22 protein-coding genes and 1 riboswitch are annotated in these 26,865 nt (G+C 69.4%); of the genes, 11 read left to right on the forward strand and 11 right to left on the reverse strand.

Going from position 1 to position 26,865, the window contains the following annotated elements; genetic code table 11:
- Window positions 1–435: 435 nt before the first annotated feature.
- Window positions 436–1,389: a 4-hydroxy-3-methylbut-2-enyl diphosphate reductase gene (locus C503_RS0119770; protein ID WP_018683953.1), complete on the reverse strand. Its 954-nt coding sequence runs from the start codon at window positions 1,387–1,389 to the stop codon at window positions 436–438.
- 109 nt (window positions 1,390–1,498) lie between these two features.
- Between C503_RS0119770 and C503_RS0119775 the strand changes: the two genes are divergently transcribed.
- From C503_RS0119775 to C503_RS0119790, 4 genes are read left to right on the forward strand one after another with little or no spacing between them, the layout of a single operon-like run.
- The gene (locus tag C503_RS0119775; RefSeq protein ID WP_018683954.1) at window positions 1,499–2,020 is read left to right on the forward strand and encodes a lipid droplet-associated protein; all 522 of its coding nucleotides are present in this window, start codon (window positions 1,499–1,501) and stop codon (window positions 2,018–2,020) included.
- Window positions 2,017–3,261, forward strand: coding sequence for an exodeoxyribonuclease VII large subunit (xseA, locus tag C503_RS0119780; RefSeq protein ID WP_018683955.1), 1,245 nt, complete (start codon window positions 2,017–2,019; stop codon window positions 3,259–3,261). The genes C503_RS0119775 and xseA overlap by 4 nt, the downstream gene beginning before the upstream one ends.
- A gap of 2 nt (window positions 3,262–3,263) precedes the next feature.
- A complete protein-coding gene (locus C503_RS0119785; RefSeq protein ID WP_018683956.1) occupies window positions 3,264–3,686 on the forward strand; it encodes a hypothetical protein in 423 nt (140 codons plus the stop codon).
- Window positions 3,683–3,883, forward strand: a complete 201-nt coding sequence (locus C503_RS0119790) for an exodeoxyribonuclease VII small subunit (protein WP_018683957.1) — start codon at window positions 3,683–3,685, stop codon at window positions 3,881–3,883. The genes C503_RS0119785 and C503_RS0119790 overlap by 4 nt, the downstream gene beginning before the upstream one ends.
- 675 nt (window positions 3,884–4,558) lie before the next feature.
- Here C503_RS0119790 and C503_RS40045 read toward each other — a convergent pair.
- Window positions 4,559–5,206, reverse strand: coding sequence for a DUF6542 domain-containing protein (locus C503_RS40045; protein WP_018683958.1), 648 nt, complete (start codon window positions 5,204–5,206; stop codon window positions 4,559–4,561).
- A gap of 237 nt (window positions 5,207–5,443) precedes the next feature.
- Window positions 5,444–6,382, reverse strand: a complete 939-nt coding sequence (gene rmuC / locus C503_RS0119800) for a DNA recombination protein RmuC (protein ID WP_018683959.1) — start codon at window positions 6,380–6,382, stop codon at window positions 5,444–5,446.
- 134 nt (window positions 6,383–6,516) lie between these two features.
- Between rmuC and C503_RS0119805 the strand changes: the two genes are divergently transcribed.
- The 3 genes from C503_RS0119805 (at window position 6,517) to C503_RS0119815 (ending at window position 11,605) form a co-directional block, all read left to right on the forward strand.
- Window positions 6,517–7,659, forward strand: a complete 1,143-nt coding sequence (locus C503_RS0119805) for an exonuclease SbcCD subunit D (RefSeq protein WP_018683960.1) — start codon at window positions 6,517–6,519, stop codon at window positions 7,657–7,659.
- Entirely contained in the window at window positions 7,656–10,616 is a 2,961-nt protein-coding gene (locus C503_RS0119810; protein WP_018683961.1) for an AAA family ATPase, read from the forward strand. Before C503_RS0119805 ends, C503_RS0119810 begins: the two co-directional genes overlap by 4 nt.
- Before the next feature lie 77 nt (window positions 10,617–10,693).
- Complete coding sequence (locus C503_RS0119815; protein WP_018683962.1) at window positions 10,694–11,605, forward strand: hypothetical protein; 912 nt, start codon at window positions 10,694–10,696, stop codon at window positions 11,603–11,605.
- A 15-nt stretch (window positions 11,606–11,620) separates the two neighbouring features.
- Here C503_RS0119815 and C503_RS0119820 read toward each other — a convergent pair whose 3' ends face one another.
- Window positions 11,621–13,090, reverse strand: a complete 1,470-nt coding sequence (locus C503_RS0119820; protein ID WP_018683963.1) for an AlkA N-terminal domain-containing protein — start codon at window positions 13,088–13,090, stop codon at window positions 11,621–11,623.
- A 135-nt stretch (window positions 13,091–13,225) separates the two neighbouring features.
- Window positions 13,226–16,432: a S8 family serine peptidase gene (locus tag C503_RS0119825; protein ID WP_018683964.1), complete on the reverse strand. Its 3,207-nt coding sequence runs from the start codon at window positions 16,430–16,432 to the stop codon at window positions 13,226–13,228.
- Between the two features lie 342 nt (window positions 16,433–16,774).
- Between C503_RS0119825 and ychF the strand changes: the two genes are divergently transcribed.
- Complete coding sequence (ychF, locus tag C503_RS0119830; protein ID WP_018683965.1) at window positions 16,775–17,848, forward strand: redox-regulated ATPase YchF; 1,074 nt, start codon at window positions 16,775–16,777, stop codon at window positions 17,846–17,848.
- A gap of 160 nt (window positions 17,849–18,008) precedes the next feature.
- Here ychF and C503_RS0119835 read toward each other — a convergent pair whose 3' ends face one another.
- Window positions 18,009–18,725, reverse strand: coding sequence for an HAD family hydrolase (locus tag C503_RS0119835; protein WP_018683966.1), 717 nt, complete (start codon window positions 18,723–18,725; stop codon window positions 18,009–18,011).
- A 53-nt stretch (window positions 18,726–18,778) separates the two neighbouring features.
- Between C503_RS0119835 and C503_RS0119840 the strand changes: the two genes are divergently transcribed.
- A complete protein-coding gene (locus C503_RS0119840; protein ID WP_169514563.1) occupies window positions 18,779–19,288 on the forward strand; it encodes a helix-turn-helix domain-containing protein in 510 nt (169 codons plus the stop codon).
- 180 nt (window positions 19,289–19,468) lie between these two features.
- On the forward strand, window positions 19,469–19,975 hold the full coding sequence (locus tag C503_RS42700) for a radical SAM protein (protein WP_156893347.1): 507 nt from the start codon (window positions 19,469–19,471) through the stop codon (window positions 19,973–19,975).
- A 346-nt stretch (window positions 19,976–20,321) separates the two neighbouring features.
- Here the strand turns inward: C503_RS42700 and C503_RS48575 are convergent, their stop codons facing one another.
- The 4 genes from C503_RS48575 to C503_RS0119865 all read right to left on the reverse strand — a co-directional run bounded on the left by C503_RS48575 (window position 20,322) and on the right by C503_RS0119865 (window position 23,399).
- Window positions 20,322–21,245 carry a methyl-accepting chemotaxis protein gene (locus C503_RS48575; protein ID WP_018683968.1) on the reverse strand — a complete coding sequence of 308 codons (924 nt, stop codon included), beginning with the start codon at window positions 21,243–21,245 and terminating at the stop codon, window positions 20,322–20,324.
- Entirely contained in the window at window positions 21,242–21,784 is a 543-nt protein-coding gene (locus C503_RS0119855) for a PAS domain-containing protein (protein ID WP_018683969.1), read from the reverse strand. Before C503_RS0119855 ends, C503_RS48575 begins: the two co-directional genes overlap by 4 nt.
- 78 nt (window positions 21,785–21,862) lie before the next feature.
- Window positions 21,863–22,537, reverse strand: coding sequence for a Clp protease N-terminal domain-containing protein (locus tag C503_RS0119860; RefSeq protein ID WP_018683970.1), 675 nt, complete (start codon window positions 22,535–22,537; stop codon window positions 21,863–21,865).
- Between the two features lie 52 nt (window positions 22,538–22,589).
- Complete coding sequence (locus C503_RS0119865) at window positions 22,590–23,399, reverse strand: ATP-grasp domain-containing protein (RefSeq protein WP_018683971.1); 810 nt, start codon at window positions 23,397–23,399, stop codon at window positions 22,590–22,592.
- 221 nt (window positions 23,400–23,620) lie between these two features.
- On the opposite strand from C503_RS0119865, the gene C503_RS46090 reads away from it, so the two are divergent.
- Window positions 23,621–26,296, forward strand: a complete 2,676-nt coding sequence (locus tag C503_RS46090; RefSeq protein ID WP_026316496.1) for an RNA polymerase sigma factor — start codon at window positions 23,621–23,623, stop codon at window positions 26,294–26,296.
- Window positions 26,297–26,406: 110 nt separating this feature from the next.
- Here C503_RS46090 and C503_RS0119875 read toward each other — a convergent pair whose 3' ends face one another.
- Window positions 26,407–26,703 (reverse strand): 4a-hydroxytetrahydrobiopterin dehydratase, encoded by a 297-nt coding sequence (locus tag C503_RS0119875; RefSeq protein WP_026316497.1) that lies wholly within the window; start codon window positions 26,701–26,703, stop codon window positions 26,407–26,409.
- A gap of 34 nt (window positions 26,704–26,737) precedes the next feature.
- Window positions 26,738–26,851, forward strand: a riboswitch (TPP riboswitch).
- Window positions 26,852–26,865 lie beyond the last annotated feature (14 nt).

Raw genomic sequence — 26,865 nt, forward strand, 5'->3', positions numbered from 1 at the left:
ACACCACACGACACGCCACCGAGGCAATCTCCGATCACTCATGAACCCATGAAGATCATCTCACAGGCGGCGCATCGACCCATTGAGGTCAAGGATCCCCGGATTTCTACGTTACCGCTGGTAGGCGAGGTTGTGCGCGGAGCTGTCCACAGGCGCCGTGGTGTGCGGGCTCGTCAAGTGGTGGTGTGCGGCCTGGGGATGGTTCAGCGGGGCTGTGGACAACTCGCCGGGGAACCCCCGGTTTCCACGCTACCGGCAGCAGCCACAGGCATGCGGCGGCTTGTCCACAGGGGTGCGGAGGGGCAGGCGCGCGGCATGATTTGCTGTGACTGTGTCTACCCTGGGTAGCGTGGAATTTCGGGGGTTCCCTCACGGTTGTCCACAACCGCCGGATTCATCCACAGGCGCCGTAGCAGCCTTGACAACAGAGGAAGCTCAGGCCTTCAAAGCCTTGCGCAACTCCGCAGGCAACGCGAACGCCACCTTCTCGTTCGCCGTCGTCACCTCATCAACCTGGCCATACCCACGTTCCGCGAGCCACCGAAGCAAGTCCATCACCAGGTTGTCCGGTACCGACGCACCGCTGGTGACACCCACCGTGCTCACACCGTCCAACCACGACTCCTGGACCTCGTGCGCGAAGTCCACCAGGTACGCCGCGTCCGCGCCGGCTTGGAGGGCGACCTCGACCAGGCGCTTGGAGTTGGACGAGTTCTGGGAGCCGACCACGAGCACGAGTTCGCACTCCGGGGCCAGCGCCTTGACCGCGACCTGCCGGTTCTGCGTCGCGTAACAGATGTCGTCGCTCGGCGGGTTCTGCAGGTCGGGGAAGCGTTCGCGCAGTTGGTCGACGCGTTCCATGGTCTCGTCGACCGACAGTGTGGTCTGCGACAGCCAGATCACTTTGGACGGATCGCGGACCTCGACCTTCGCCACGTCCTCCGCCGTGTCCACCAGCTGCACGTGCTCGGGCGCCTCACCCGCCGTGCCCTCGACCTCCTCGTGCCCCTCGTGCCCGATGAGCAGGATGTCGTAGTCCTCCTTGGCGAACCGCCGGGCTTCGAAGTGGACCTTCGTGACCAGCGGGCACGTGGCGTCGATGGTGCGCAGCCCGCGCTCCGCCGCCTGCTCGTGCACGGCCGGGGACACCCCGTGCGCGGAGAACACGACCAGTGCGCCCTCGGGGACCTCGTCCGCCTCGTCGACGAAGATGGCGCCGCGTTCGCGCAGGGTCTCCACCACGTGCCGGTTGTGGACGATCTCCTTGCGCACGTACACCGGCGCGCCGTAGGTCTCCAGCGCCTTCTCGACGGTGATCACCGCACGGTCGACGCCCGCGCAGTAGCCGCGCGGGTTGGCGAGCAGGACGCGTTTGGTGGGGGCGCTCATGCCGTCCAGGGTACGGCGAGTTCCCGGACACACCGGGTGTGGTGTCGGACTCGCTGCGTTCGCCTAGGCTGCACTGGGCAGATCCACCGGACTCGGGCAGGCTGGTCACATGAAGTCTCTTCCCCTGCCGCTGCGCGTCGCGGCCGGGCTCGCGGTCACCGCCGTCGAACGGGCGCGGGACCTGCCGACCCGGATCGCCGGGCTGCCGGTGACCGTGGCCAGCCAGGCGCTGCAGGTGTCCATGCGGGTGCAGCAGCACGTCACCGAGCTGGCCGTCAAGGGTGACGAGGCGCTGGCCTCGCTGCGCCCCGCCGAGGAGAATCCCGAGTGGGCGACTTTCGACGAGGACCTGGACGACGAGGCGCCCGCCGAGGACCACCGGCCCGCGTTCGACCGCGTCGAGGACGACGAACCGGAGCAGGCCGAGGAGCTGTGGGACGAGCGGCGCGGCGCCCCGGCCTCGGTGGCGAGCTACGACGAGCTGTCCATGGCGCAGTTGCGCGCCCGGCTGCGCGCGCTGTCGGTCGACTCGCTGGAGGAGCTGCTCGACTACGAGCGCGCGCACCAGAACCGTCCCTCGTTCGTGAGCATGCTGACCCGACGCATCGCCACTGTTCGTGATAACGCGTGACCGGTCCGACCGCCGAAGAGCCGTGGCCGGTCCGCACGGTCGCCCGCAAGATCGCCGACTGGGTCAACCGGCTCGGCACCGTGTGGGTCGAGGGCCAGCTCACCCAGATCTCCGCCCGTCCGGGCACTGGGACCGCGTTTCTCACCCTGCGTGACCCGGCTGCGGACGTGTCGATGACGGTCACCTGCTCGACGCAGATGCTGCGTTCGCACGAACCGCCGCTGAGCGACGGAACTCGCGTTGTCGTACACGCGAAGCCGACATTCTTCCTGAACCGCGGAACGCTCAGCCTGCGTGCCGATGAAATCCGCGCGGTGGGCATCGGGGAATTGCTCGCCAGAATCGAAAGATTGCGCAGGCTGCTCGCCGCCGAAGGATTGTTCGACCCGCGACGGAAACGTAAGCCGCCGTTTCTTCCCACCAAAGTCGGCCTGATCACCGGTCGGGCCTCGGCGGCTGAACGGGACGTGCTGGCGAACGCGAGCGCGCGCTGGCCCGCCGTGCGGTTCCGGGTGGAGAACGTCGCGGTGCAGGGCGCGCTCGCCGTTCCACAAATCCTCGACGCGTTGCGCGTGCTCGACCGTGACCCCGAGGTCGACGTGATCGTGATCGCGCGTGGCGGCGGCAGTGTCGAGGACCTGCTGCCGTTCTCCGACGAGGCACTGTGCCGCGCGGTGGCGGACTGCCGCACCCCGGTGCTCAGCGCGATCGGCCACGAACCGGATACGCCGCTGCTCGACCACGTCGCGGACGTCCGCTGCTCCACCCCGACCGACGCGGGAAAGCGGGTCGTCCCGGATGTCGCCGAGGAATCCACGCGCGTGCGACAACTTCGCGACCGGGCGCGACGCGCACTGCACGGATGGGTGGATCGCGAGGTCCGCGTGCTGGCGCAACTGCGCAGCAGGCCGGTATTGGCAGACCCGTTGACACCCCTGCACCGGCATGGCGAACAGGTGAATGCCCTGGTCGAACGGGCCAGGCGGGCATTGCTCGCGCGGCTGGCGCAGGAGCGGTCCGGGCTGGACGCGACGAAAGCCCGCTTGACGACCTTGGGACCAGCCGCCACGCTTGCCCGTGGGTATGCGGTCGTACAGCACACCGATGCCGACGGGACTCCCCGGGTTCTCCGCTCGATCGAGGACGCCACCGAGGGCACCGCCGTCCGCATCAGGCTCGCCGACGGTGCCCTGCACGCGGTCGTCACCGGCGACCGGGAAGCGGCAGGCGAAGGGAGGTAGCGGTGCGGCCCAGTCGGGAACCGACGTTCCTCCCGCTGACCCTGTCCACGGTCGGGGCGGTGTGCGCGCGATCCGGCACCGAACCACGCGCCCAGGTGGTCCAGGCCACCGCCCGCCGCGCCGACTCGGCCGCCGCCGAGTGCTGGGCGGCGCTGCTCGCGGGCTGCGACGCCCCGGGCAGGCACCAGCTGCCGGGCAGGCTGCGCGAACTCTCGGAAGCCACCTCCGCCTACGCGGGCCACTCGTGGTGGCAGACCGCGGGCGCCTGTCACCGCGGCCGCATCGACCGCGCCCGCGCCCGCATCGAGGAGGCCGTCGCCGAACGCGACGGCGCCGACTTCGCCGAGGCGTTCGTCGGCTACGACCAGGCGGTCGCCACCGCCCTGGTCCGCGCCCACAACCGACTGGAGAGCACCCCCCGGTGAGCGAACCCGGCTACGAGCAGGCCCGCGACGAACTGGTCGCCGTGGTGGCCAAACTGGAGGCGGGCGGACTGTCCCTAGAGGACTCCCTGATCCTCTGGGAACGCGGCGAGACCCTGGCCAAGATCTGCGACCGCCACCTCGCGGGCGCCCGCGAACGCGTTGAGACCGCCCTCGCCGCCGCCGAAGCCGACGACTGATCTACCGTCTACGGGCGTAGTCGAACTCCCTGGCGGACCCCCGATCTCCACCCCACGACAGAACCTGTGGATGACTCATCCCCATTGTGGATAACTCCCTGGGGACCCCCGAGGTCCATTCTACCCGCGGGGCTAGGTCGGCCGCGACCATTAATGATCTTGCCTGTGGACAACCGTGTGGACACGGGTCGGTCAAGCGCTTGGCGAGGCCTGTGGATGGTTTTGCGGGCTTGTGGACAACTCGCTGTGCCCCGGTTTTCACGCTACCCGAGCTGGGCTCGGGGTGAAGGGAACTGTCCACAGGGCTGGGATTTGCGTGGTGGGGAGAGCGGAGGGGTTGTCAAAGGCGTGGTGGGTGCCTGTGGATGGATTGCGGGCCATGTGGACAACTCGCCGGTGGACCCCCGGAATCGACGCTACGGGAGGTGGGTGTGCGATGCCAGGGTGAGGGTGCGGCTGTGGATGGTTTGGCGGGATGTGGATAACCGCGCTGGGAACCCCCGGATTCAACGCTACCTGGGCGCGGGCGCGTGGGGATAGGGGCGAGTTGGGGCTGTGGATGATTTCGGGGGATGTGGATAACTGGCCGGGACCCCCGAAATCAACGCTACTGGGTAGCGGGCGCGCGGCGATAGACGGCGACGTGAAGGGTGTGGATAACTGCCTGATCCGGCGCTAGCGGCTTTCTGGGCGCGGGCGGCGTGGGGGAGTGCGGTCTCGCGAGTCGCGGGTGGGGGACTGGCGGTCGCGGGAGGGGCGGTCCGCGGCGGGGCGGCGGTCGCCTGCGGGGCGGTCCTTGGTGGGACGGTCGCTGGCCGGGCGGCGGTCGGGGGTGCGGGTTGGTTTGGGGGCCCGGGTGCCGCGGTGGGGGTCGCGTTGGGTCAGGAGGCGGACTATGCCTAGGACCAGGGCTATGCCGGTGGCGATGGCCATGGTGGGGAAGTTGCTGGTCAGCGGGAGGCCGACGGAGAAGACCAGGTCGCGGAGGCCGCCGCTGTCGTCGGGGGCGAGGGCCAGGTTGGCGGTGATGGCGACGATGGCGAAGACCAGCGGAGGCTGGACCATGGGGGCGAAGATGTCGCGCCTGCGGACCAGGCAGATGGCGGCGACACAGCCGATCACGTAGGCGTACTGGAAGACCTTGCCCAGGGTGTCCTGGCGCTGGGCGTCGACCAGGGCCGCGACCGCGGTGAGGCCGAAGGCGAGCAGGACGGCGCCCCACCAGGGCAGGCCGCGCGAGCGGCCGAGGATGGGGCGTTCGTCCCAGGTCGGCTCGGCGCGGTCGTTGTCAAGATCGCTGCGGCGCTCGCGTGTCGCGGTCACGCGGCCACAGTAGCCCGTCCGAGGAGCGGGGTGGCGGGGCTCGTCCGCAAGCAGCCGCCGGGACCACTCGTTGTTGTGATCCTCGCGTGTCGGATTTGTCTGACCGGCGTGGTCACTCCGCACGCCACATCCCGTCTACGCGGTGCCGCTCGATCATCGGCATGGCGCATTTTGGGGGGCCTGCGCACACAATTACGAGGCCATTCCGGCGGCAGCACCCAGCCACGCCGTCTGGTGCTAGTGGTCGTCCACGGCTCCGTTGAGGGTGACCACCGCTTCCTCCGCGCGGCGGACCTCGGGCAATGGGCCGGGAGTGGCAGCAGCGTCGCGCAATGGTTCGACAGTCGAGCGGAATTGTTCCAGTGCGTCCAGCTCACGGCGGCGGGCGGACAGGAAACGCTGTAGGTGGGTGCTGGAGAGGTTTACCGCGTCGATTGCGGCGACGGCGGCGCGTTGGGCGGATTCGGCGCTCGCGCGTACCGCGGCGACGTCGGCGGCGATGGTGCGTTCGGTGGCGGCGAACAAAGCCGCTGAGGCGACCACGGCGAAACCGGTCGGGCCGCAGAGGAAGACGCGGCGGTCGAGGAGCCAGCGGAGGAGTTCCGGGTCGGTGTCGAGGGCGGCGACGACGGCCGCGTCGGAGGGGACGAACATGACCGTGCCGTAGATCGCGTCCGCCCAGCGCTGGTAGCCCTTGCCCGCGAGCTCGGCCGCGCGGGAGCGGATGTTGCGCACGTGCACGCGCAGTGCGTCTACCCGTTCCTCTGTGTCGTTGGTCTCCACTGCCTCCGCCCAGCACGCCATGCTCATCTTCGCGTCGACCGGCACCCTGCGGTCGCCGTCGACGACCAGGAGCAGGTCGGGGCGGACGGCTCCGCCGCCCGCCACATCGGTCTGGAGCGTGAAGTGCAGGCCCTCGCGCAGGCCGAGAGCGCGGGCGGTCTCCACCAGTACCTGCTCGCCCAGTTCGCCGCGGCCGCTGATGGACGCGAACGCCACCTCGTAGCGGCGCAGGGCCAGCGACTGGGCGTCGGCGCGGGCGCGTTCGGCGGAGATCTCGGCGCGGGCGGCGTCGGCGCGGCGGACCGCGTCGGTGTAGAGGCGCCAGAACAGGGCTCCGGCCGCGACGAGCAGCAGCACGAGCACGGCGACGATCGTGCCCAGGACGGCGGTCACGGGTCGGCCTCCTCGGGAAGTGGTGTGGCTGCGGTGATCTCTACCGTATTCCCCCGACGGAACCAGGCTCGAACGGGCGTTCGACCGGCGAGCCTCCCCCGATCGGGGGGACGATCCGCCTAGCCTGGCGCGCCATGCGGGTGCTGCACACCTCCGACTGGCACGTGGGGCGCACGTTCCACGGCCGGGACCTGCTTGCCGAGCAGGAGGCGGTGCTGGGGAGCCTGGCCGACCTGGTCGCGGACGAGCAGGTCGACGTGGTCGTGGTGTCCGGCGACCTCTACGACCGAGCGGTGCCCTCGGCCGAGGCGGTGGACGCCTGCACGCGCGTGCTGGGCGCGATCTCGGCGGCGGGCGCCCGGATCGTGATCACGCCCGGCAACCACGACTCCGCACCCCGGCTGGGCGCGTTCGCCGGGTTCGCCGCGGCCGGTGGTCTGTACCTGCGCACGACGATCGCCGAGCTGCACAGGCCGGTGCTGATCCCGGACGAGCACGGCCCGGTCGCTTTCTACGGCATCCCCTACCTGGAGCCCGAGCTCGCCCGGCACGCCCTCGACGACCTGGAGCTGCGCGGGCACGCCGCGGTGCTGGGCGAGGCGATGCGGCGGATCACCCGGGACCTGGCGACGCGGCAGGCCAGGTCGGTCGTGCTCGCGCACGCGTTCGTCATCGGTGGCGAGGCCAGCGACTCCGAGCGCACGATCTCCGTCGGCGGTGTCCCGCACGTGCCCGCGGGGCTGTTCGACGGTGTGGACTACGCCGCGCTGGGGCACCTGCACGGGCCGCAAACGCTTGCCGAGCACCTGCGCTACTCCGGGAGCCCGATCGCGTACTCGTTCTCCGAGGCGCGGCAGCGCAAATCGGTGTGGTTGGTCGACCTCGACGCGCGCGGTCTGGCCGGGGTGGAGCGGCGGGAGTTGCCGGTGCCGCGCGCGCTGGGGACGTTGCGTGGCGACCTGACCGAGCTGTTGAGCGATCCGGTGCTGGAGACCGAGGTCGACAAGTTCCTCTCCATCGAGCTGACCGACGTCGTGCGTCCCTTGGACGCCATGCGCCGGTTGCGTGAACGGTTCCCGCACGCGTTGCACCTCGACTGGCGTCCCGAGGGCGGTAGGCCTATCGCGCGCCGGTACACGGAAGCCGTGCGGGGGCGTACGGACGAGGAGGTCGCGTGCTGCTTCGTCGCCGATACGCGTAACAGCGCGCCCACGGAGTCCGAGCGTGCGTTGTTGCGTGAGGCGTTGGCCGCGGTTGCCGGGAAGGAGCCCGAGTGAGGCTGCATTACCTGGAGCTGAGTGCGTTCGGGCCGTTCGCGGGCACGGAGACCGTGGACTTCGACCTTCTCGGCGCGGAGGGCCTGTTCCTGCTGCACGGTGACACCGGCGCGGGTAAGACGACCTTGTTGGACGCTGTCGCGTTCGCGTTGTTCGGGGCTGTGCCGGGCGCGCGCGCCGAAGCCAAGCGGCTGCGGTGCGACTACGCGGACCCGGACACACACACCGAGGTGACGCTGGAACTCACGGTCCAGAACCACCGCCTCCGCATCGTCCGCAGCCCGGAGTATGAGCGCCCCAAACGGCGTGGCGACGGTATGACCAAGCAGAACGCGCGCGCGTCGCTGGTGTGGGTCGGCGGCGCGTCGCCCAGCGGGCACCGGTCGGAGGGCGTGAGCCGGATCGACGAGGTGGCGCGCACGGTCGAGCGGCTGCTGGGGATGACCAAGGACCAGTTCTTCCAGGTCGTGCTGCTGCCGCAGGGCGAGTTCGCCCGGTTCCTGCGGTCCTCCACCGAGGACCGGGAGACGTTGCTGGAGAAGCTGTTCGGCACGCAGCATTTCGAGCGTGTGGAGCAGTGGTTTCGTGAGCGCCGCCGGGAAAGCGGGCGAGCGTTGGAACAGTCGCTTTCCACGTCCCGGGAACTGGTCGCGCGGTTCGCGCAGGCGGCGGGTGTGGAACCGCCGGAGAAGTCGGATTCGGCTTGGTTGAGCCAGATTGTCGCTGAATCGGAGAAGGCTGATTCCGAGGCGCGTGTGGCGGCGGAGGCGGCGTCGGCGAACCGGGCTCGTGCCGAGGCGGCGCTGGTCGACGGGCGTGATCTGGCCAACCGGGTCAACCGGGTGCACCGGGCCGTCAACGGGCTCGCGGAACTGGCGCACCAGGCACAGGACCGGACGCAGTGGAAGGAAGAACTCGCGGCCGCCGAGCGCGCGGTCCCGGTCGTCGCGGCGACCGAACAGTTGATGCGCTTCGAAAGGCGCGCGGACGACGCCGACGGCAAAGTGCGGGCGTTGGCGGAATCGGCGCAGGCACAGGGGTTCGGAGATCCCGATGCCGGTTTGGCGAAGCTGCGCGAGGCGGCGGCGGACCTTCGCGAGGAAGCGGGTGGACTGGCCAAGCTGGTCGAAGAGGCGGAACGGCAGCGGGCGGATTCCCGACGCCTGCACGCTTTGCGCGAGCGGGTCGAGTCCGTGCGCGTGCAAGCCGATGAGGTGGCCGGGAAACTCGATTCCACGACGGTCGACACCGCGCGGGAACGGCTCGCCGAGGCGGCGACCGCGCGGGCGGCGTTGGCCGGGATGCGGTCCCGTTGCGAGGAACTGACCGCGGTCGTCAAGGATCGAGACTCGGTGCCCGGTGTGGAACGGGCGCTCACGAAAGCGAAGGATGCCAGCCGGGAAGCCATCGACCTGCACCATGCGGCGCGCGAGGAAGTGTTGCGGCTGCGGCAAGTGCGGCTTGACGGCATGGCGGCGGAATTGGCGACCGGATTGAGCGCGGGGGAGCCGTGCCCGGTGTGTGGTGGGGCGGAACATCCGCATCCGGCGCCGGTGGCGACCGCGGTGGCGACAGCCGCGGACGAGCGGGCCGCGCAATCGGTCGAGCAGCAGGCATTGCGGAAGCGGGAATACGCGGTCGCCGCGGTGGAGAAGGCGCGGACGACACTCGACGGATTGACCGCGCGGTTGGTGGCGTGGGCGGACAAGGATCTCGATCTGCTGCGGTCCGTCGCCCTGACCGAGTACCGCGCGACCGAGGACCTGGCGTCCCGGCACCCGACGCTGCTACGGGCGGTCGCCGAGGCCGAGCGGGAGCAGGAGACGCTGCGGTCGGAGCGCGGCAAGCTCGAACAGGAGTTGGCCCAGCTCGTCGCGCAGGCGGCGGAGGTCGGGTCGGTGATGGACCGCCGGGCGTCCGAGTTGGAGCAGGCGCGTGGCGAGTTCGCGAGCGTGACCGAGCGGCGGGCGCGGCTGCTGGCGACCGTGACCGCGGTCGACGCGTTGGTCGAAGGGCGCGGCGTGGCTCTGGGTGCGCACGAGCGCGTTCGCGAACAACAGGACGTGGTCACGGACCGGGTGTCGACGGCGGGCTTTTCCGGGCACGCGGAGGCGATGGCGGCCGCGCGTTCCGACGCCATCATGGAGAAGCTGCGCGAACGTCTGACGGAAGCGTCGGAGGCCGAGCAACAACACCGGGCGACATTGGCCGACCCCGATCTCTTCGGTATCGACGCCGAAGAGGACGTGGATCTCGCGCCGCTGGTGTCCGCTGCTGGCATGGCGCGGTCCGAGGCGGAAGAAGCGGTGGCGGTCGCGCGCGCCGCTGCTACCCGGGTGGAGCAGGTGGGCCAACTCGGCAAGCGTTTGCAGCGGGTCTGGGTGGAATTGGCGCCGCGGGAGTCCGAATACGCCGAACTGGACGCGCTGACCGATGTAGTGAATGGCCGGGGACAGAACAGCACGCGGATGTCCCTAAGGTCCTATGTTCTGGCGGCCCGGTTGGAAGAAGTCGCCACGGCCGCCAGCGCGCGGCTGCGGAGAATGACGCAGGGCCGGTACTCGTTCGAACACTCCGACCAGGCCGGCGCCCGCGGCACCCGTGGTGGCCTGGGCCTGGACGTGCTGGACGACTACTCCGGCCAGACCCGCCCGGCGAAAACCCTGTCCGGCGGGGAATCCTTCGTGGCCTCGCTCGCCTTGGCCCTTGGCCTGGCGGATGTGGTGGCCGCGGAAAGCGGCGGCGGCGCATTGCTGGACACGTTGTTCGTCGACGAGGGGTTCGGCACGCTGGACGCCAGCACCCTGGACGAGGTCATGGCCATCCTGGACGACCTGCGCGACGGCGGCCGGGTGGTCGGCATTGTGTCCCATGTGGACGAATTGCGCCAGCGCATTCCGTCGAAACTGCATGTCCGAAAAGCCCGAACCGGTTCCACCCTCGAACTGACCGCCTGACGGCTCGTCCCGGGAATGTCGTAACACCCGTAGCGGCCGCGCGGATATTCGCCGAGTCATGCGCGTGCATCACCGAGATGCGCAGGCTGAACCTGGAGGGCCGCCGGTTCGAGGAGGACAAGAACGAGCGGCTGATCGGCCTGCGGGACCGGCAGGTGGTCGTCGCGGCCACGCTCGGCGGCATGCACACCCGCATCGACCACGCGGAGCTCAACGCCCGCGGGTTCCGGCAGTGCGTCCAGAAGGCCAAGATCGGCCGATTGCTGCCGCGGGCCCTGATGCTGTTGCTGATCACCAACCTGACCGCGCTGGTGCTGGTCATGTCGGGCAACCTCGCGCACGGACCCGACGCCATGCGGCAGACACTGATCGTGGTCGGCGGGACCGGTGTGGCGGGTCTGTTGGTGCTGGCGATGTTCCGGCTGTGGGACCGGTGGTTCCCGCCCGGGGTGCACGTCGAGCCGGTCACCGTGGAGCGGGTCCGCGAGGTCACCGTCCACGCGGAGCGGACGTTGCAGCGGGTGCGGGCCGACAACCAGCGGGTCGCCCGGATGGCCGCCCAGGTCGAGCAGCGGCTCCAGACCGTGCGGGTCATGGACTTCATCGCGCTGCGCGACCTGCACCACGAGTCCGTCGGCTGCGCGGACGGCGCCTACCGGCACTACCGGTCCGCGGGCCTCTCGCTGGACTCCATGTCCGGGATGCTGGTCCGGGTGCGGGCGAACCTGGCCCTGCGCAGGCCCACGCGCGGTGGGAACCGGGGGACGCTCAGCGCGGCGGCGGCGAACCTGGCGCAGACGAAGCAGTCGCTGGGGGTCGAGGTCAAACGGGGACGCGCCATGGTGCACACGCTCAACGCCAACACGGCCCAGTTGAAGCACTCGATCAGGGACAACTGCGGCAAGCGCGGACAGCGGTGGTACGCGGAACTGGAACAGCGGACCGAGGCGAGGAAGGCGCAGAGCGATTCGGCCCGGTCCGGAAGTTAGTTACTGCGAAGCAAATTACAGGGTGGTTCCGGCGGCCGCGGCGCGCCAGAGGTGCATTCCGGCGTAGGAGCGCCAGGGTCTCCAGGCCCTCCCGTGCTCGGCGAGATTTTCCATGCTCGACGGCAGGCCCAGCGCGCGGGCCCCGTTGCGCAGGGCGATGTCCTGCGGCAACAAGATATCCGGGTCGCCGAGCAATCGCATGACCACATATCCGGCCGTCCACGGACCGATCCCGGCATAGGACTGGAGTCGGCTGCGCAGGGTCTCCGCGTCCACGCCCACGTGCAGTTCGATATCGCCGGAGGCGATCGCCGCACATACCGCGCGAATGGTCTCCACCCGTCTGGCCGGGCCGGTGAGGATCTCCGACGCGCGTTCCGCGACGGCCGCCGCGGACGGGAACAACGTGGTCAGGTCACCTTCCGGGGCCGGGAGCTCCTCGCCGACGGCCTCGGTCAGCTTCCGCGCGGCCGTGCGCGCGGCCGAGACGCTGACCTGCTGGCCCAGCAGCGCCCGGACCACGGTCTCGGTCCCGTCCACGCTGCCCGGCACCCGGATGCCCGGGGTCGCCGCCACCGCCGCGGTCAGCGCCGGGTCGGCGGCCAGCACGCCGTCGATCACCGCCGGGTCCGCATCCAGGTCGAGCAGTCGGCGCAACCGGGCCACCGCCGTGCTGAGGTCACGTAAATCGGCCAGCTTCAGCGTGCATTCGACATGGGTGCCCGCCGGACGCAGATGCGCGGTAGCCGAACCGTGCGGCAGCCGCAGCGTGCGGGAATACCTGCCGGGGCGCGAACTCTCGACGCCGGGGATCGCTCGGGCGCCGAGGAAGGCAAGGATCCCGGACGCGTCGAACGGTGTGCGCACGGGTAACCGCAACCGGACACGGCCACCGGTGGCGTGTTGGCGTACCCGGCCCGCCCGCTGCGCGGCGATGCGCAGGTCCGACGGCGTGGTCGCGAACACCGCGCGGATCGTGTCGTTGAACTGGCGCACGCTCGCGAAACCCGACGCGATGGCCACGTCCGACACCGACATCGTGGTGGTCTCGATCAGCAGCCGCGCGGTATGCGCGCGATGTGCCCTGGCCAGCGCCAACGGGCCCGCGCCAAGCTCGGCGGTCAGCACCCGGGTCAGGTGCCTCTCGGAGTAGCCGACCCGGCGGGCCAGGCCGGGTACCCCCTCGCGCTCGACCACCCCGTCGATGATCAGGCGCATCGCCCGACCGGCCAGGTCGCCGCGCAGGTCCCATTCCGGGGAGCCGGGGACGATATCCGGGAGGCACCGCCTGCAGGCCCGGTAACCCGCCTGTTGGGCCGCCGCCGCGGTCGGGAAGAACTCGGCGTTCCGCCGCCGCGGCGCGATGGACGGACAGGACGGCCTGCAATAGAGCCCGGTCGGTCGGACGGCGAGGAAGAACTGACCGTCGAAGCGCGCGTCGCGGGAGACGACCGCGCGGTATCCCTGCTCCGGGTCGATCAACACCCGACCATGCTGCCGGCGCGCGTCCGGAAGGGCTGGCAGGAAAGAGACATCTGGTTCGCGATATCGCGGAAATGCGGCGGGGACCCGTCCGGACGGACGGGTCCCCGCTTGTTTCGTCGGGAAAATACCGGCTGGTTAGGAAACCGCCGAGACCTCCACGTCACCGGAGCCGATCAGCACCCCGGCGTCGTTGCGCACCTCGACGTTGCCGATCAGCACACGTCCGGCCCCCGGCGCCTCGGTCGCGGTGACCGTGGCCGGGACCGTCCAGCTCGCCCCGGTCGCCCGCGTCGACGCCGTGTCGGTGATCGCGATCGAGCCGTAGACCGGGTTGGTCAGCACGTCCAGGTAGTCGTAGGTCGTGGTGCCCGCGGGCACCGAGTACCCGGCGACCAGCGCGATCCAGACACCCGCTGCCGGGTTCGGGATCGTCACCTCCTCCTCGGAGTCGCCGTCGGCCGACTGCCCGGCGAGCACGCAGGACCCGGACGAGCAGTTGTAGACGGCCAGGTCGAGGTCGGCGGCCGCGTCCGAGACGTTGCCGATCTTCACCCGCAGCGCCGTGGTGCCCGGCAGGACCTGCACCTGGTACTGCTGGTCGGTCTGGTTGGCGATGGTCGGCTTCTGCTTCTTGGCGCTGCCCAGCGCGGTGCCGCCCGCCTTGCCGGTGAACGGCCCGAACAGGTTCTTCAGCGTGTACTGCCGGGACACCGGGGTGTTCTTGGCGACCGACGGGATCACGTCCGGGTTCGGCGAGACGCTCACGCCGAGCGCCTGCGCGGTCAGCACGAACGGGGCATACGCCACGTCCGAGGTGCGCCGCGCCTCGACCACGACCTCCCAGACGCCCGGCGTCGGGTTGGCCACCACGCGGCTGGACGGGTCGCCCGCGTCACAGCCCGCGACCGGCGGGTTGTAGCAGTTGGTCGAGGTGTTGGCCTCGACGCCGGTGCCGTACGGGTGGAAGCGCAGGAACCGCAGCTGGCCCTGGCCCTTGCCGGTGCCGCCGCCCTGCAGGTCCACCTTGAACGTCGAGGTGCCCTGCGGGACCCGGTAGAAGAACTTCTGCACCTCGTTGCGGCCGACCTGCCCGCCGGTGCGGACGGTGAACGAGTTGTCCGCGGTGAAGTCGTTCGCCGCGATCACCGTGTTCAGCGTCTGCGCGTCGATGCCCGCGGTGAGCGGGCTGTCCAGGTTCAGGATCGCCGAGTGCACGCCCACGCTGCGCGGGTTGATCGTCACCGTGTACTTGACCGCGCTGTTCTTCGGCAGCGTGATCGTCGGCGCCGAGGTGAAGGTGCCGTCGTTGCCGACCCAGCGGGCCTGGTAGGTGACCGGGGAGTCCGAGCCGGAGGTGCGGTTGAAGGTGTAGGTGCGGGTGTAGCGGTCGCCCTGCTTGACGCCCTCGCGATCGTTGATGCCGACGCCGATGCCCGGGGTCTTCAGCTTCGCCGACAGCGCGGTGTTCACCGGCACGGACGCGGAGATGTCCGGGGTGCTCGGGTTGTCCTTGAGCAGGTTCCAGGCCTTCTTGGTGTCGATCAGGCCGTTGCCCTGCTCGTAGGCGCCTAGGCCGTCGATGAACCGGGCGGTCGACTTGAACGCGGTGCGGATTTGCGCGGCGGTCGCCGAGACGTGCTTGGCCCGCGCGGCGCTGACCAGCAGCGCGGCCGAACCGGCGGCCTGCGGGGAGGCCATCGAGGTGCCGTTGAACATGCCGTAGCCGGGCGGCAGGGCGAAGACGCCCGCCACCGGCTGGCCCTCCTGCCAGGTCGGCACCGCCGAGATGGCCGAACCGGGGGCCACGATCTCCGGCTTGAAGCCGCCGTCCTCGCGCGGGCCGCGCGAGGAGAACGGGTGCAGCGACTCGGCGCGGCCGAGGTCGGAGCCGTAGTTGGCCTGCCAGGTGGCCTTGGTGATGTAGGAGCCGACGGACAGCACCTTGGTGGCCACCGACGGGTCGCCGACGGTGTTCTCACCGGCGCCGTTGTTGCCCGCGGAGATGAACATCTGCACGTTGTAGGTGTCGATGATCTTGTCGTAGAGCTCGGCGCGGGCGTTGTTCGCGTCGTTGAGCGGCGGCAGGCCGCCGATCGACATGTTGATGACGTCCACGTGCGCGTCGCGGGCGGCGTAGATCATGCCCTCCAGCAGCGCGTGGTTGGTGCAGCCGGTGATGAACAGGCAGACCCGCACCGAGACCAGCTTGGCGCCCGGCGCCGCGCCGTTCATGGTGCCGCCGAACAGCCGGTTGCCCGCGACGATGCCCGCCACGTGCGAGCCGTGCGCGCCGGAGACGATGCCGATGTTCACGGCCTCGTCCGCCGGGTCGGTCTGCACGACGAACGGCAGGGACTCGCTGACCGGGGTCGCCGGGTTGTCCTTGCCGAAGTGGCCGATGTCGTACTTGACCTTGTAGTCGGTCATCGGCTGCTCGTCGCCGAAGGTGCCGTTCTGGTTCGTGTCGACCCAGACGGTGCCGGTGCCGATGTTCCACACCACGCCGAACAGGCCGCTGCTGCCCGCCGGGTTGCCGTCCCGGTTGACGTCGTTGCCCAGCTCGCTGCCCAGCCGCGGGTCGCGCTCGTTGAGCACGCCGTAGCGCAGGTCGCCGGTCTCGTTCGGCAGGCCGCGCGCCGCGCCGGTGGTCTTGGTGGTCATCTGCAGCCACGTCGGGTCGTCATCGTCGTTGACGCCGTCGGTGAAGTGCGGGTTCGTCGCGGTCACCCAGTCGACGATCTTGCGCTCGTTGGTGGAGGTGGTGTTCAACGCCGGGTGGTCGAGGTCGACGCCACTGTCCACGATCGCCACCGTCGCGCCCCGGCCGTCCCAGGTCGGGTGGTCGTTGACGAACTGCGCGGCGTTGGTGTCGCCGGTCGGCATGTACGGGTTGACCCGCGGCGTGCCCGGCCCGGGGGCGGGCTGCGGCGTCGGGTCGGCCTGCGCCTGCGGGCGCGGGTCGTCCAGCGGGACGTTCTCGTCCAGGTCGAGCGCCGACACGCCGGGCAGCTTGGCCACCTTCAGCACCTGGTCGACCGGCACCTCGGCACGCACATAGCCGATCTGGTCGTCGCGGTACTCGACGTCCGCGCCTGCTTTGGCGATCTCGTCCACGTGCTTCGCGCTGTCCCCCTGTTTGGTGGAGATCAGCACGGTGACGGACTTCTCGCCCGCGGCGCGGGCCTTGTTCAGCAGCTCCAGGTCGTGCTTGCCGATACCGGGACCCTCGCCGGTGGGTGCCTGCGCGGGGGCCGCGGTGGCGGACGGGGCGGTCACCAGCAGGGCGCTCGCCACCGCGGTGGCCACGCCGATGGCGAGCCCGCGCCTTCGGGGTTGATACATCCCACTTCCTTCTTCCTCAGCGGGTGAGCTGGGCGCGCCCGGTGAAACCCCCGGTGGGCGGACGACAGCAGGGCGCTCACGGAGTGTTCTTTGCGGGTGACCCGGTGACTAGCGTCCAACCGGGCTAATCCATGGGGGTTGATCCGGACTATTTGGCACGGAGTGTGTACGCATCGTCGCCGAGTGCGGCAACGTTACCCAGCGAATGGGCGCTTTCGTGCGTATGTACAGCCCCGGACACAGCGCGTTCGGTAGTCAAATCTGGTAATGAGTGTTGGTAACTATTTCGCACACCTGTGGGGTCTGAGGCATCCGGATGGGCGGTCCGTAGACTCAGTCCCCGTGAGTTTGACCCTCGGGATCGTCGGCCTGCCCAACGTCGGCAAGTCCACCCTGTTCAACGCCCTGACGAACAACGACGTGCTCGCCGCGAACTACCCGTTCGCGACCATCGAGCCCAACGTCGGCATCGTGCCGCTGCCCGACCCCCGGCTCGACGAGCTGGCCAAGCTCTACGGCAGCGAGCGTGTCGTGCCTGCCACGGTGTCCTTCGTGGACATCGCGGGCATCGTCAAGGGCGCATCGGAAGGCGCGGGCCTCGGCAACAAGTTCCTCGCCAACATCCGCGAGGCCAACGCCATCTGCCAGGTCATCCGCGTCTTCGACGACCCGGACGTGGTCCACGTGGACGGCGCGGTCGACCCGTCCTCGGACATCGAGACGATCAACACCGAACTCATCCTGGCCGACCTGCAGACCCTGGAAAAGGCCCTGCCCCGGCTGGAGAAGGAGGCGCGCACCCGCAAGGAGGCCCGCCCCACGCTGGAGGCGGCCACCGCCGCCAAGGACATTCTGGACGGTGGCACGACCCTGTTCGCGGCGGGCACGGACGTGTCACTGCTGCGCGAACTGAGCCTGCTGACGACGAAGCCGTTCCTGTACGTGTTCAACGCGGACGAGGCCGTACTGACGTCCGCCGAGCGTCGGGCCGAGCTGACCGCGCTGGTGGCGCCTGCGGACGCGGTGTTCCTGGACGCGAAGGTGGAGGCCGAGCTGCTGGAGCTGGACGAGGAGTCCACTCGGGAGCTGTTGGAGTCGGTGGGGCAGACTGAGCCTGGGTTGAACGCGTTGGCTCGTGCCGGGTTCCATACGCTTGGGTTGCAGACCTATTTGACGGCTGGGCCTAAGGAGGCTCGGGCTTGGACTATTCCTCAGGGGGCTACTGCGCCGCAGGCTGCCGGAGTTATCCATACGGACTTCGAGCGGGGCTTCATCAAGGCGGAAATCGTGTCATTCGACGACTTGATGGCTGCGGGGGCGATGACTGCGGCTCGGGCGGCTGGGAAGGTTCGCATGGAGGGTAAGGACTACGTCATGGTTGATGGGGACGTAGTCGAGTTTCGTTTCAACGTTTAGCTGGAATTTGGCCCGCTCTTATCGCGACTGGTCGTGGGCGGTCAAATACGCAGGTAGGCTGAGGGAACCCGCTGTGGCACACCCGGTGTGTCATGGCGGGTTCTCGCCGTTTCCCGGTCCCGTGCTGGCTTGGTGCTGACTCCGTCGGGGGTTTTGAGTCCTAATCGGACGGTCCTTGGATCAGCTCCGGACTGAACTCTTCCAGTGAGTCGATCACGATATCCGCGCCCTGTAGCGCGGCGGCGTCGAACTTGCCGGTGGTGACCGCGATGACCCGCGCGCCGGTGGCGGTTGCCGCCGTCACGTCGCCCGGTGTGTCGCCGATGATCACGGTGTCTCTACCGTCGAAGCCGGAGCCGAACCGCGCTGCGGCCCGCTCCCGCGCCACGGCGACCAACGCGGCGCGTTCCTCATGATCCGCTCCGTAAGCGCCTGCACTGAGGTCGAGGTATTTCGCCAGGTCGAACACTTCGAGCTTTACCCTGGCTGCCTCTGGCAGGTTTCCGGTCAGCACCGTCTGGAAGATCGCGGGCTCGCTTTCGAGCGCTTGAAGCGCTTCCCGCGCGCCTGGCAGCGCCCGCCCGGTAGCGGCCAGTTCGTCGCGGCCTTGCTCGTATTCGCGCACTAGCGAGGTGGCGACTTCCGCCACTCGATCGTCGTTCGGCTCGATGCCGTTGACGTTCAGGCTTTCCCTGATGATGTCGAGTTCGGTGCGACCGGAGATGTTCGCCCGATTGGTGAGTGGGCGGCCGGTGGCGGCCCGGAACGCCTGCTCGAAGAACCGGCGCCCCGCTCCACGGGTCTCGATCAACGTGTGGTCGACGTCCCAAAGCACCAGGTAGCTCGGGGTGGATGGGGCGGAACCGGTACCCGACATGTCCAGGATTCTGCCACCGTGTACCCACGGCTACGTGGTGTGTGGGGGTTGTGGTGGATGACGGACTGGCGCACGAGGTCGGCAACCGGGTGCGGCAGATCCGCCTGGCCAACCGGCAGACACGTGAGGTTGTCGCTGGTCTGAGCGGCATCACCGCTGACTACCTGTACCAGATCGAACGTGGCAGGAAGCTGCCCACGTTGCCGGTCCTGCTCGGCTTGGCCCGGTCGCTGCGGCGTGCGGCCAGTGATCTACTGCCGTCCGCCACCGTCCGCCCGCGCGGGTTCGTAGCGCGGCCGGTTTCCACGGAGATCCACCGGGCGCTCACGGTGCCGATCAGCGGGTCCGATGAGCCCGTCAGCGGACTGGAGATCGGCAGGCGAATCCGCGAAGCCTGGCGTACGTGGCAGGGATCGCCCAGTAGGTACACCGACCTGACCGGGACCCTGCCTGGTCTCATCGCCGATACCGAGCGCTTCCTGCGGGCACGACCCGCCGATGCCAACGTGTATGCCGCCCGTCAAGGGGCTGAGCTCGCCGAACAGCTCGGCATCCCGGTCTGACAGACAACTCGGTCTGCGAGACCGAATTACCGGCTGGTAGCCGCTCTAGGTTCGCTGACAGGCACCCGGTGCCGAGAAGGTCGTGCCTGTGGAACCCGCTGGTCCGGCCCGATCAGGCTCGACGTTCCGCCTCCCCTCGGCATCGGGTGTCCCTGACACGTCGCCGACTCTGGAGCTGGTATGTCTTCGACCCGAACAGTGGAAGTCAGCGTCATCGACTACCAGAAGTTGGCCTGGACCTGGCTGACTCCCAGTCCGAACACGATGATCTTGCAGCCGGCCACCTTCTGCCCGATGGACTGCGGGTACTGCTACCTGCCGAACCGCCACCGCAAGCAGGACATGTCGGTCGACACCGTGGAGGCGATTGTCCACGGCATGGCCGACGACTGGTTCACGGACAAGCCGGTCGAGATCGTGTGGCACGGCGGGGAGCCGTTGGCGGTCGGGGTCGACAAGTTCGAGGAGTTGCTACAGCCGTTCGAGCCTTTGCGAGCGGCAGGCAAAGTCGTCCAGCGAGTCCAGACCGGCGCGATACTCATCAACGACGCGTGGTGTGACCTGTTCAAGCGCTACGAGATCGACGTCGGTGTCAGCATCGACGGCCCGGAACACACGAACACAACCGCGTCGATCGCGGTGGGCGGCCGGTGTTCTCCCGGATCATCAGGGGCATTGAGAAGCTGAAAGAACACGGCCTGTCGTTCACCACGCTCGCGGTCGTCACGATCGAGGGAACGACCCGGGCGGTGGAGACCCTGGACTTCTTCGCCGATCTCGGCTGCCACTGGGTCGGGCTCAACGTTGAGGCGAAAGAAGCGGCCAACGTCAACGGCATCACACCGGAGATCGACCAAGCCCAGAGCTTCTGGCGAGACGCGTGTTTTGGGCCGCCGATATGTTTTGTGCGAGCAGAGCGCATCAGGTGGCCGGGAGATTCGCCGAATTGCGTCAATTCGGGGTTAGTTGCAGGGAAGTACGAAAGAACACGTCCACCCGCGGCGGCGGGTGGACGTGTTCGGGCGTTATCGGGCTACGCCGAGCGGATGGTGCGGACGAAGTCGCCGACCTCGCTGCGGAGGAGTTCGGCCAGGTGGACCAGGCCCTCGCCGTCGGTGCCGCCGGTGCCTTCGACGGCGCGGGCGATGCCTGCCACCAGTTCGTCCATCTCGCCGATTCGTTTGGCGACACTGTCCAGGACCTGGGCGGTCTCGCCGACGGCCTGCTGGACCGACTCGACGCGGGTCACGATGGTCTCGCTGGAGATGGCCGACTTGTCGGCGAGGCTCTTGACCTCGACGGCGACCACGTTGAAGCCGCGGCCCGCCTCGCCTGCGCGGGCGGCCTCGATGGTGGCGTTCAGCGCGAGCAGCTTGGTCTGCTCGGCGATCTGGACGATCTCCGAGACGGAGCGGCGGATCTCGGCGGCGGCCTCGCGGAGGGCGTCGATGGTGTGGACGCCGCGATCCGATTCGACCACGGCGGCGGCGGCGAACTGGGCGACGCCGCCCGCGGTGGAGGCCATCTGGGCGGAGGCGGTGGCCAGTTGCTCCGAGACGCGCAGGACGGTGGACTCGATGCGTTCGGCCATGGACATGCGCTCGCTGTCCGCGGCGGCGATGCGGTCGGCGGCGTCGCGCAGGCCGGTGCGGGTGGCGTTGATCTGGGTGACGCCCGCGGCGAAGGCGCCGCTGAAACCGTCGGACAGCAGGCGGCGGTGGTGGTCGCCCTGTTCGGCTGCGGTGAGGGTGGCGGCGGACTCGCGCACGTAGGCGTCGGTGACGTCCAGCAGGGCGTTGACCGCGCGGCGGGCGGCCTGGGTGATCGCGTCGTCGCCCAGTTGGGGGACGCGGGCCTCCAGGTCGCCGCGGGCGGCGCGGTCGCAGACCTCGGTGAGGGCGCGGAGGGCGGCGGTGTGGTCCGAGCCTGCGTCGGCTCGGTCGCGCCTGGTGTTCATCGGGTGCTCCCGGGGGTGATCGACCAGAAGTACTCGTCGTAGCTCTGGCCGTGCGCGGCAAGCTCGCGGTTCAGCGCCTCGGTGCCCGCGGCGATCGCCGCGCTGGTGCTGGTGGCGGCCTGCTCGGCGGTGCGGATTCGGTCGTAGATCTGCTTGACGGTGGCGACCGCGGAAGGGGTGGGCAGCCTGCGGCTGGAGTGGTAGCCGACCACCCGGCCCGCGCCGTCGAAGGACGGCGTGGCGTGCGCGAGCACCCAGTAGTGGTCACCGTTCGAGGCCATGTTCATCGCGTAGGCGAAGATCTCGCGGCGGGCCTGGATGGTGTCCCAGAGCAGCTTGAACAGCGTGCGCGGCATCATCGGGTGCCGGATGACGTTGTGCGGCTTGCCGATCACCTCGTCCTCGTGGAACTCGGACACCCGCAGGAACACGTCGTTGGCGTAGGTGATCACACCCTTGAGGTCCGTCTTGGTGACGATCAGCTCGTCGGCCCCGAACCGGCGCTCCACGCCGGTCGGTCGGACGCTCGCCTGACGCATTCCCGCTCCCTTCCCCTGTACCGCCTAGCCATCGGACACGGGAAGGGAGACCTGCGGGAAACCGGCGAGTAGTACCCGTCACTCCACCCGATCGCGCAGCGCCTTCTCCACAGCGTCACGGGTCAGGTCGTGCTGCGCGACCGCGACCAGCGCGGGCTCCTCGGGCGTGGACAGCAGGCCGAGCAGCAGGTGCTCCGGCCGGATCCGCTCGGAGCCCAGCCGCAGCGCCTCCCGGTGGCCGAGTTCGAGCGCCTTCTTCGCGCCTGCCGAGAACGGGATGTGTCCGACCAGGTCGGCGTCCCCGGTACCGACCGCGTCGGCGACCGCCGCACGCAGCGAGTCCGCGTCCACCAATCCGGCGATGCCCTGATCGTGTAGCAGGGCGAGCAGCACGTGCCCGGTCAGGATCTGGGTGTGCCCGGCCCGCCTGGCCTCCTCCTGGGAGGCGACGATCACCGCGCGGGCACCGTCGGTGTAGCGCTCGAAGACGCGCAGGCCGGTCTCGGCGGTGGCGGGTTCGTTGGGCACGAACCGCTTCTGCGCGGCCTGCTTGGTCACGCCCATGTTCTCGCCGATCGTCGTCCAGGAGGCGCCGGACCGGCGGGCCCGGTCCACGAAGTGCCCGATCAGGTGGTCGGCCAGCTCGTCAAGGTGCTGCCCGAGGGTGACGGCCTCGCTGAGTCGGGTGAGCGGGTCGTCGGTGCTGGACTCGATGGCGGAGATGAGGTCGTCAAGCCGTGGGGTCGCGTTCATGTCGTCAACTGTAGGTTGACGCTGACGCTACCGTCAACCGAGAGTTGACGCTCTAGCGGAGGGCCGCGGCGACCGCGCGGGCATAGACCTGACCGGCGAGGTCGGTGTACTCCGGGCTGTGCCTGCTGAAGCGCTCCAGCGAGACGCCGCTGTTGACCTCCAGGACCAGCGGGCCGTTCGGGGTGGTCACGATGTCGACGGTGGCGAAGCGCAGGGTCAGCGCGGCCATGGTGTCGCGGCCGAGGTCGGTGAGCAGGTCCACGGTGGACGGGTCCGCGCAGACCTCGGGCGTCGCGCCGAAGTGGAGGTTGTGCCGCCATTCCCCGTTGTCCGCGCGCACCTTGCGGAACGCCAGCAGCAGCTCGTCGTCGAGAAAGACAGTGCGATATTCGTCACCGATTTCCAGGAATGGGGACCAGGCCAGCGCGCGGTGGCGTTCGGCCAGTTCGGAAATCGTCCGATCCAGCTCGTCGAGGGTGTGCACGAGGTGTACGTCCCGACCGCCGGACTCGACGTTCGGCTTGACCACGACCGGCAGCTCGGCCTGCCAGCCGATCTGCTCCGTGCCGCTCCACGCGGGTCTGACCAGGCGATGCTCGACGCAGGGGACCTTGTTCTCGCGCAGGATCGTGGTGGTCGCCACCTTGTCGTCGGCCACCCGCGCCGACGAGACCGCGTTGAGCGGGAACGAATACCCGATCACGAACTTCCGCGTGTCGCCCCGGCTCATTTCGCCGACCCAGTGGTCGCAGTGCCAGGTGATCGCGCCGCCGACCTCGGCGATCCCCCGCTCCACGTGCCGCACGAAATGCCGGGCCCGGATGGAATCGGGCTCGGTCACGCCGTCCAGGAAGTCCTTCACCGCAAACCCTCCCGCGTCCCCTGACGAAGGTGAGCATACGTTCGACTGCCGCCCGGCTTCACACCACTGGGTGACAGAAGCAGGGCATTCGCCCGCGGGCGCTTCCGCTCGTGCGGGTGGTTCGTGAGGATGGCGGGGAAAAGTTCCGCGGCTTCGGAGAGAACGGCGCCTCGACCGCCACGTACCCCCGACCACATGGCCCGACTCCGGGGAGACACGCCATGGACAACGGGAACGACCGGTTACTGGTGGCTCGGCTGCGCGCGGGTGACGGCGCCGCGCAGCGCGAGCTGTTCGAGCAGGTACAGCCGTGGCTGCGGGGCTACTTCCGGGCCCGCGCGGACGCGGTGGACGTCGACGACCTCGTCAGCGAGGTGATCACGCGGGCGCTGGAGGGGATCCGCGGCGGGGCCGAACCGGCGGTGCTGGGCGCCTGGGTCTCGGGGATCGCCAGGCACGTGTACGCGAAATGGTGCGAGCAGCGCAAGCGGCGCGTCGGCGCGCTGCCCGACGACCTGGTGCGGCCGGAGGACGAACCGCGGTTCGACCTCGATCAGGTCGACTCGCCGGAACAGCCCGCGGAGCTGGTGGGACGGCTGAGCAAGCAGCAGCTGTGGGACACGATCCTCGCCGCCGTGCACGGCCTGAGCGGAGACATGGCCACGATCATGAGCAAGCATCTGGAGCTGACCCGGCGGCGCGGGCGCTGGGTGGCCGGGAACGAGCTGGCCGAGGCGGTGGGGCGGCCGGTCGAGCTGGTCAACCGCCAGTTCAACCGGTCCCACGCCAGGATGCTGGACCTGGTGTCGGCGCTGGTGATCGCGCGCACCGGTCAGGGTGATTGCCCCGCATTGGCCGGAATGCTCCGACCCGAGCAACGGCGGGCGACCGACGGGCTGGTGTTGGACGCGGACCAGGCGAAGCAGGTGCTCAAGCACGCCAAGGGTTGTCCGGCCTGCGCGCCGCGCGCCCGGCGGGCCAAGGACTTCAGCCGGTGGGCGCTCGGACCGGGCCTGGTCGGCCTGGGCGAGGACGACGACGAACGCCGTCGGATGATCGCCATGCTGTTCAGCCGGGCGGGCGACGCCCAGGCGGGGGCGGTCGCGTTGGGCGCGGTGCCCGCGCCGGTGGTCGTGGACGAGCTCGGGATCGTCCAGCGGGTGCGGGCGGTGCTGGCCGCGAAGGCGGCCGCGGTGCTCCGGCCGGACGGGCTGGTCCGGCTGGCGCAGGAGAACCCGGACGTGTTCCAGCGGGTCGTGGCGGCCGCGGCGAGCGGGGTTGTGCTGGCGGCCGCGATCGTGCTGGCGATGCTCTCGTCCGACCAGCGGCCAGTGGCGGAGCCGTCCCGCGACGTGCCGCCGGTCGTGAGCACGTCGGCCGGGGCCGTGCCGACATCGCCCGATGGCGGGCCGGGGCCGATCGTGCCGGTCGCGGAGACGAACCCGACCAGTCCGCCCAGGTCGGTGCAGGTGACCACGTCCGCACCGACCGTGACCACGCGTGCGGCCGAACCCCGTGGCGGGCAGGCGCAATCCGGATCGGAGGGCAGCACGACCCAGCCCGGGAACGCGGTTCCCACGACCACCATGCCGACCACGACCACCTTGCCAACCACAACTAGCTTGCCAACCACAACTACCAGTGCGGTGACCACCACGACCGTCGCCAACCAGTCGAACCCGAGTGACGACACGGTGACCATCGATATCACCGGGTTGTCCTATGAGACGTTCACCGTGAGCGGTCAGACCGGAGTGCTGAACGCGCACGAGTCCCACCGGTTGAGGCTGGCGCCTGGCCCACACACGCTCACGGTCTCCGCCGGTCACAAGGTGTCGTTCGGGGTCACCGCCGATCACCGGATCACCTACGACCCGGCCAGGGAAGGCATGCTCACCGGCGCGGGTTCCGCGACGCTGGTGGTGCACGGCTATGCGATGGTCCTCGACGCCACCGACGTCGACTACTACAACATCACGGTCACCGGCACCGGCTGGTCCGTGTTCGACCCGACCCGGCGCCGCTACCTGTTGCCCGGCAAGCACTTCGTCGTGCCGCCTGCGGGCAAGCAGATCCCGTTCACGATGACCGACTCCGGACAGGTGACCTACGACCCGGCCCTGCGCGGCGTGCTGACCGGCGAAGGCACATCGACGCTGGCCGTGCACGGATACGCGGTCGCGATTGACTCCACTGGGTTGAGCTATGCCAACGTGACTGTCAGCGGTACCGGTTGGCCTGCTTACCGACCGGTCGCGACGCGCAGGCTGCTGCCTGGCGCGTACTTGTTGCTTGGCATGAACGGCAACTCGGTCCCGTTCACCGTTACCGACGACGGCAATGTCACCTATGCCGCGAGCCTGCAAGGGGTGTTGTCCGGCGCGGGCGGCAAGACTCTGGTCGCGCACGGACTATCGGTGACGTTGAACTCCACTGATCTGGACTACTACAACGTGACCCTGGCTGGTGCGGGGTGGCTGGTCAGACAGAATGTGCGGACCTATCACATGTTGCCGGGCAACCAGACCGTGCTTACCGCTGGCGGACAGTCTGTGCTGTTCAGGTTGACCGCCGACGGAAAGGTCCAGTACGACGGCGCCGTGGCCGGGACCCTGACCGGCGCCGGGACCGAGACCGTCGCCGTGCACGGAGAAGACATCACGGTCGACGCGCGGGCCACGGGGTGGCGAACGGTCGTCATCGGCGGTGTCGGGGTGACGGACGCGCGGCAGCCGCAGGCGCTGCGGTTGTTGCCGGGCAACCATTCTGTCGGGAGTCCGACCGGGGAGTACTCCGCGTTCCAGGTGACCGCCCAGGGGACCGTCGACTACGCGCCCGCCCTCGATGCCGTGCTCGCTGGCCGGGGCACGGGGACGCTCGTCGTCCGCAGGCGCTAGCGGCCGGCCGGACTGCTGGATCGGGTGTCACTTGATCCAGCAGGAGACCACGGAGAGTGGCCAAGCGAGGCCGGGGTGTGGTGCGAGGGTCCGCACCACACCCTGGGCCATCAGCCGCGAATGGCGTCGATGACGCCGTCGATCTCCTCGGCCAGGGTTACATCCGATGCGGTGATTCCATCCTTACTGTGCGTAGTGCAACGGAACGTCAGGGTGCGCCAGCGGATGTCGATGTCCGGGTGGTGGTTGTCGTTCTCGGCGATCTCCGCGACCCGGTTCACGACCTGGATCGCCTGCGGGAACCCGGCCAGCTCGACCGTGCGGACCAGCGCGCCCTCGTTCAGCCGCCAGTCGGTGAGGGTGCCGAGGGCCTTGCCGATGTCCTGTTCGCTCAGCAGTTCAGCCATGGTGTCCATCCTGGCCCGATGGGCAGGCGTACGCTCGTCACGCCACGGGAGTCCGGACACGCGCCGGGCTGAGAGGAGGGCACGCGGCCCTCGACCGTCCACACCTGATCCGGATCATGCCGGCGCAGGGAGGTTGCCTCGTGGCGCACGCCCGCGAGGAGA

The organism is Actinokineospora enzanensis DSM 44649 (assembly GCF_000374445.1).
Classification (GTDB): Bacteria; Actinomycetota; Actinomycetes; order Mycobacteriales; family Pseudonocardiaceae; genus Actinokineospora; species Actinokineospora enzanensis.

Coding starts and splice junctions, on each gene's coding strand:
- C503_RS48575 (WP_018683968.1), bottom strand. CDS start 21,245: ATGAACACCAGGCGCGACCGAGCCGACGCAGGCTCGGACCACACCGCC.
- C503_RS0119805 (WP_018683960.1), top strand. CDS start 6,517: ATGCGGGTGCTGCACACCTCCGACTGGCACGTGGGGCGCACGTTCCAC.
- C503_RS46090 (WP_026316496.1), top strand. CDS start 23,621: ATGGACAACGGGAACGACCGGTTACTGGTGGCTCGGCTGCGCGCGGGT.
- C503_RS0119860 (WP_018683970.1), bottom strand. CDS start 22,537: ATGAACGCGACCCCACGGCTTGACGACCTCATCTCCGCCATCGAGTCC.
- C503_RS0119770 (WP_018683953.1), bottom strand. CDS start 1,389: ATGAGCGCCCCCACCAAACGCGTCCTGCTCGCCAACCCGCGCGGCTAC.
- C503_RS0119875 (WP_026316497.1), bottom strand. CDS start 26,703: ATGGCTGAACTGCTGAGCGAACAGGACATCGGCAAGGCCCTCGGCACC.
- C503_RS42700 (WP_156893347.1), top strand. CDS start 19,469: ATGTCTTCGACCCGAACAGTGGAAGTCAGCGTCATCGACTACCAGAAG.
- C503_RS0119855 (WP_018683969.1), bottom strand. CDS start 21,784: ATGCGTCAGGCGAGCGTCCGACCGACCGGCGTGGAGCGCCGGTTCGGG.
- C503_RS0119835 (WP_018683966.1), bottom strand. CDS start 18,725: ATGTCGGGTACCGGTTCCGCCCCATCCACCCCGAGCTACCTGGTGCTT.
- C503_RS0119825 (WP_018683964.1), bottom strand. CDS start 16,432: ATGTATCAACCCCGAAGGCGCGGGCTCGCCATCGGCGTGGCCACCGCG.
- C503_RS0119815 (WP_018683962.1), top strand. CDS start 10,694: ATGCGCAGGCTGAACCTGGAGGGCCGCCGGTTCGAGGAGGACAAGAAC.
- C503_RS0119775 (WP_018683954.1), top strand. CDS start 1,499: ATGAAGTCTCTTCCCCTGCCGCTGCGCGTCGCGGCCGGGCTCGCGGTC.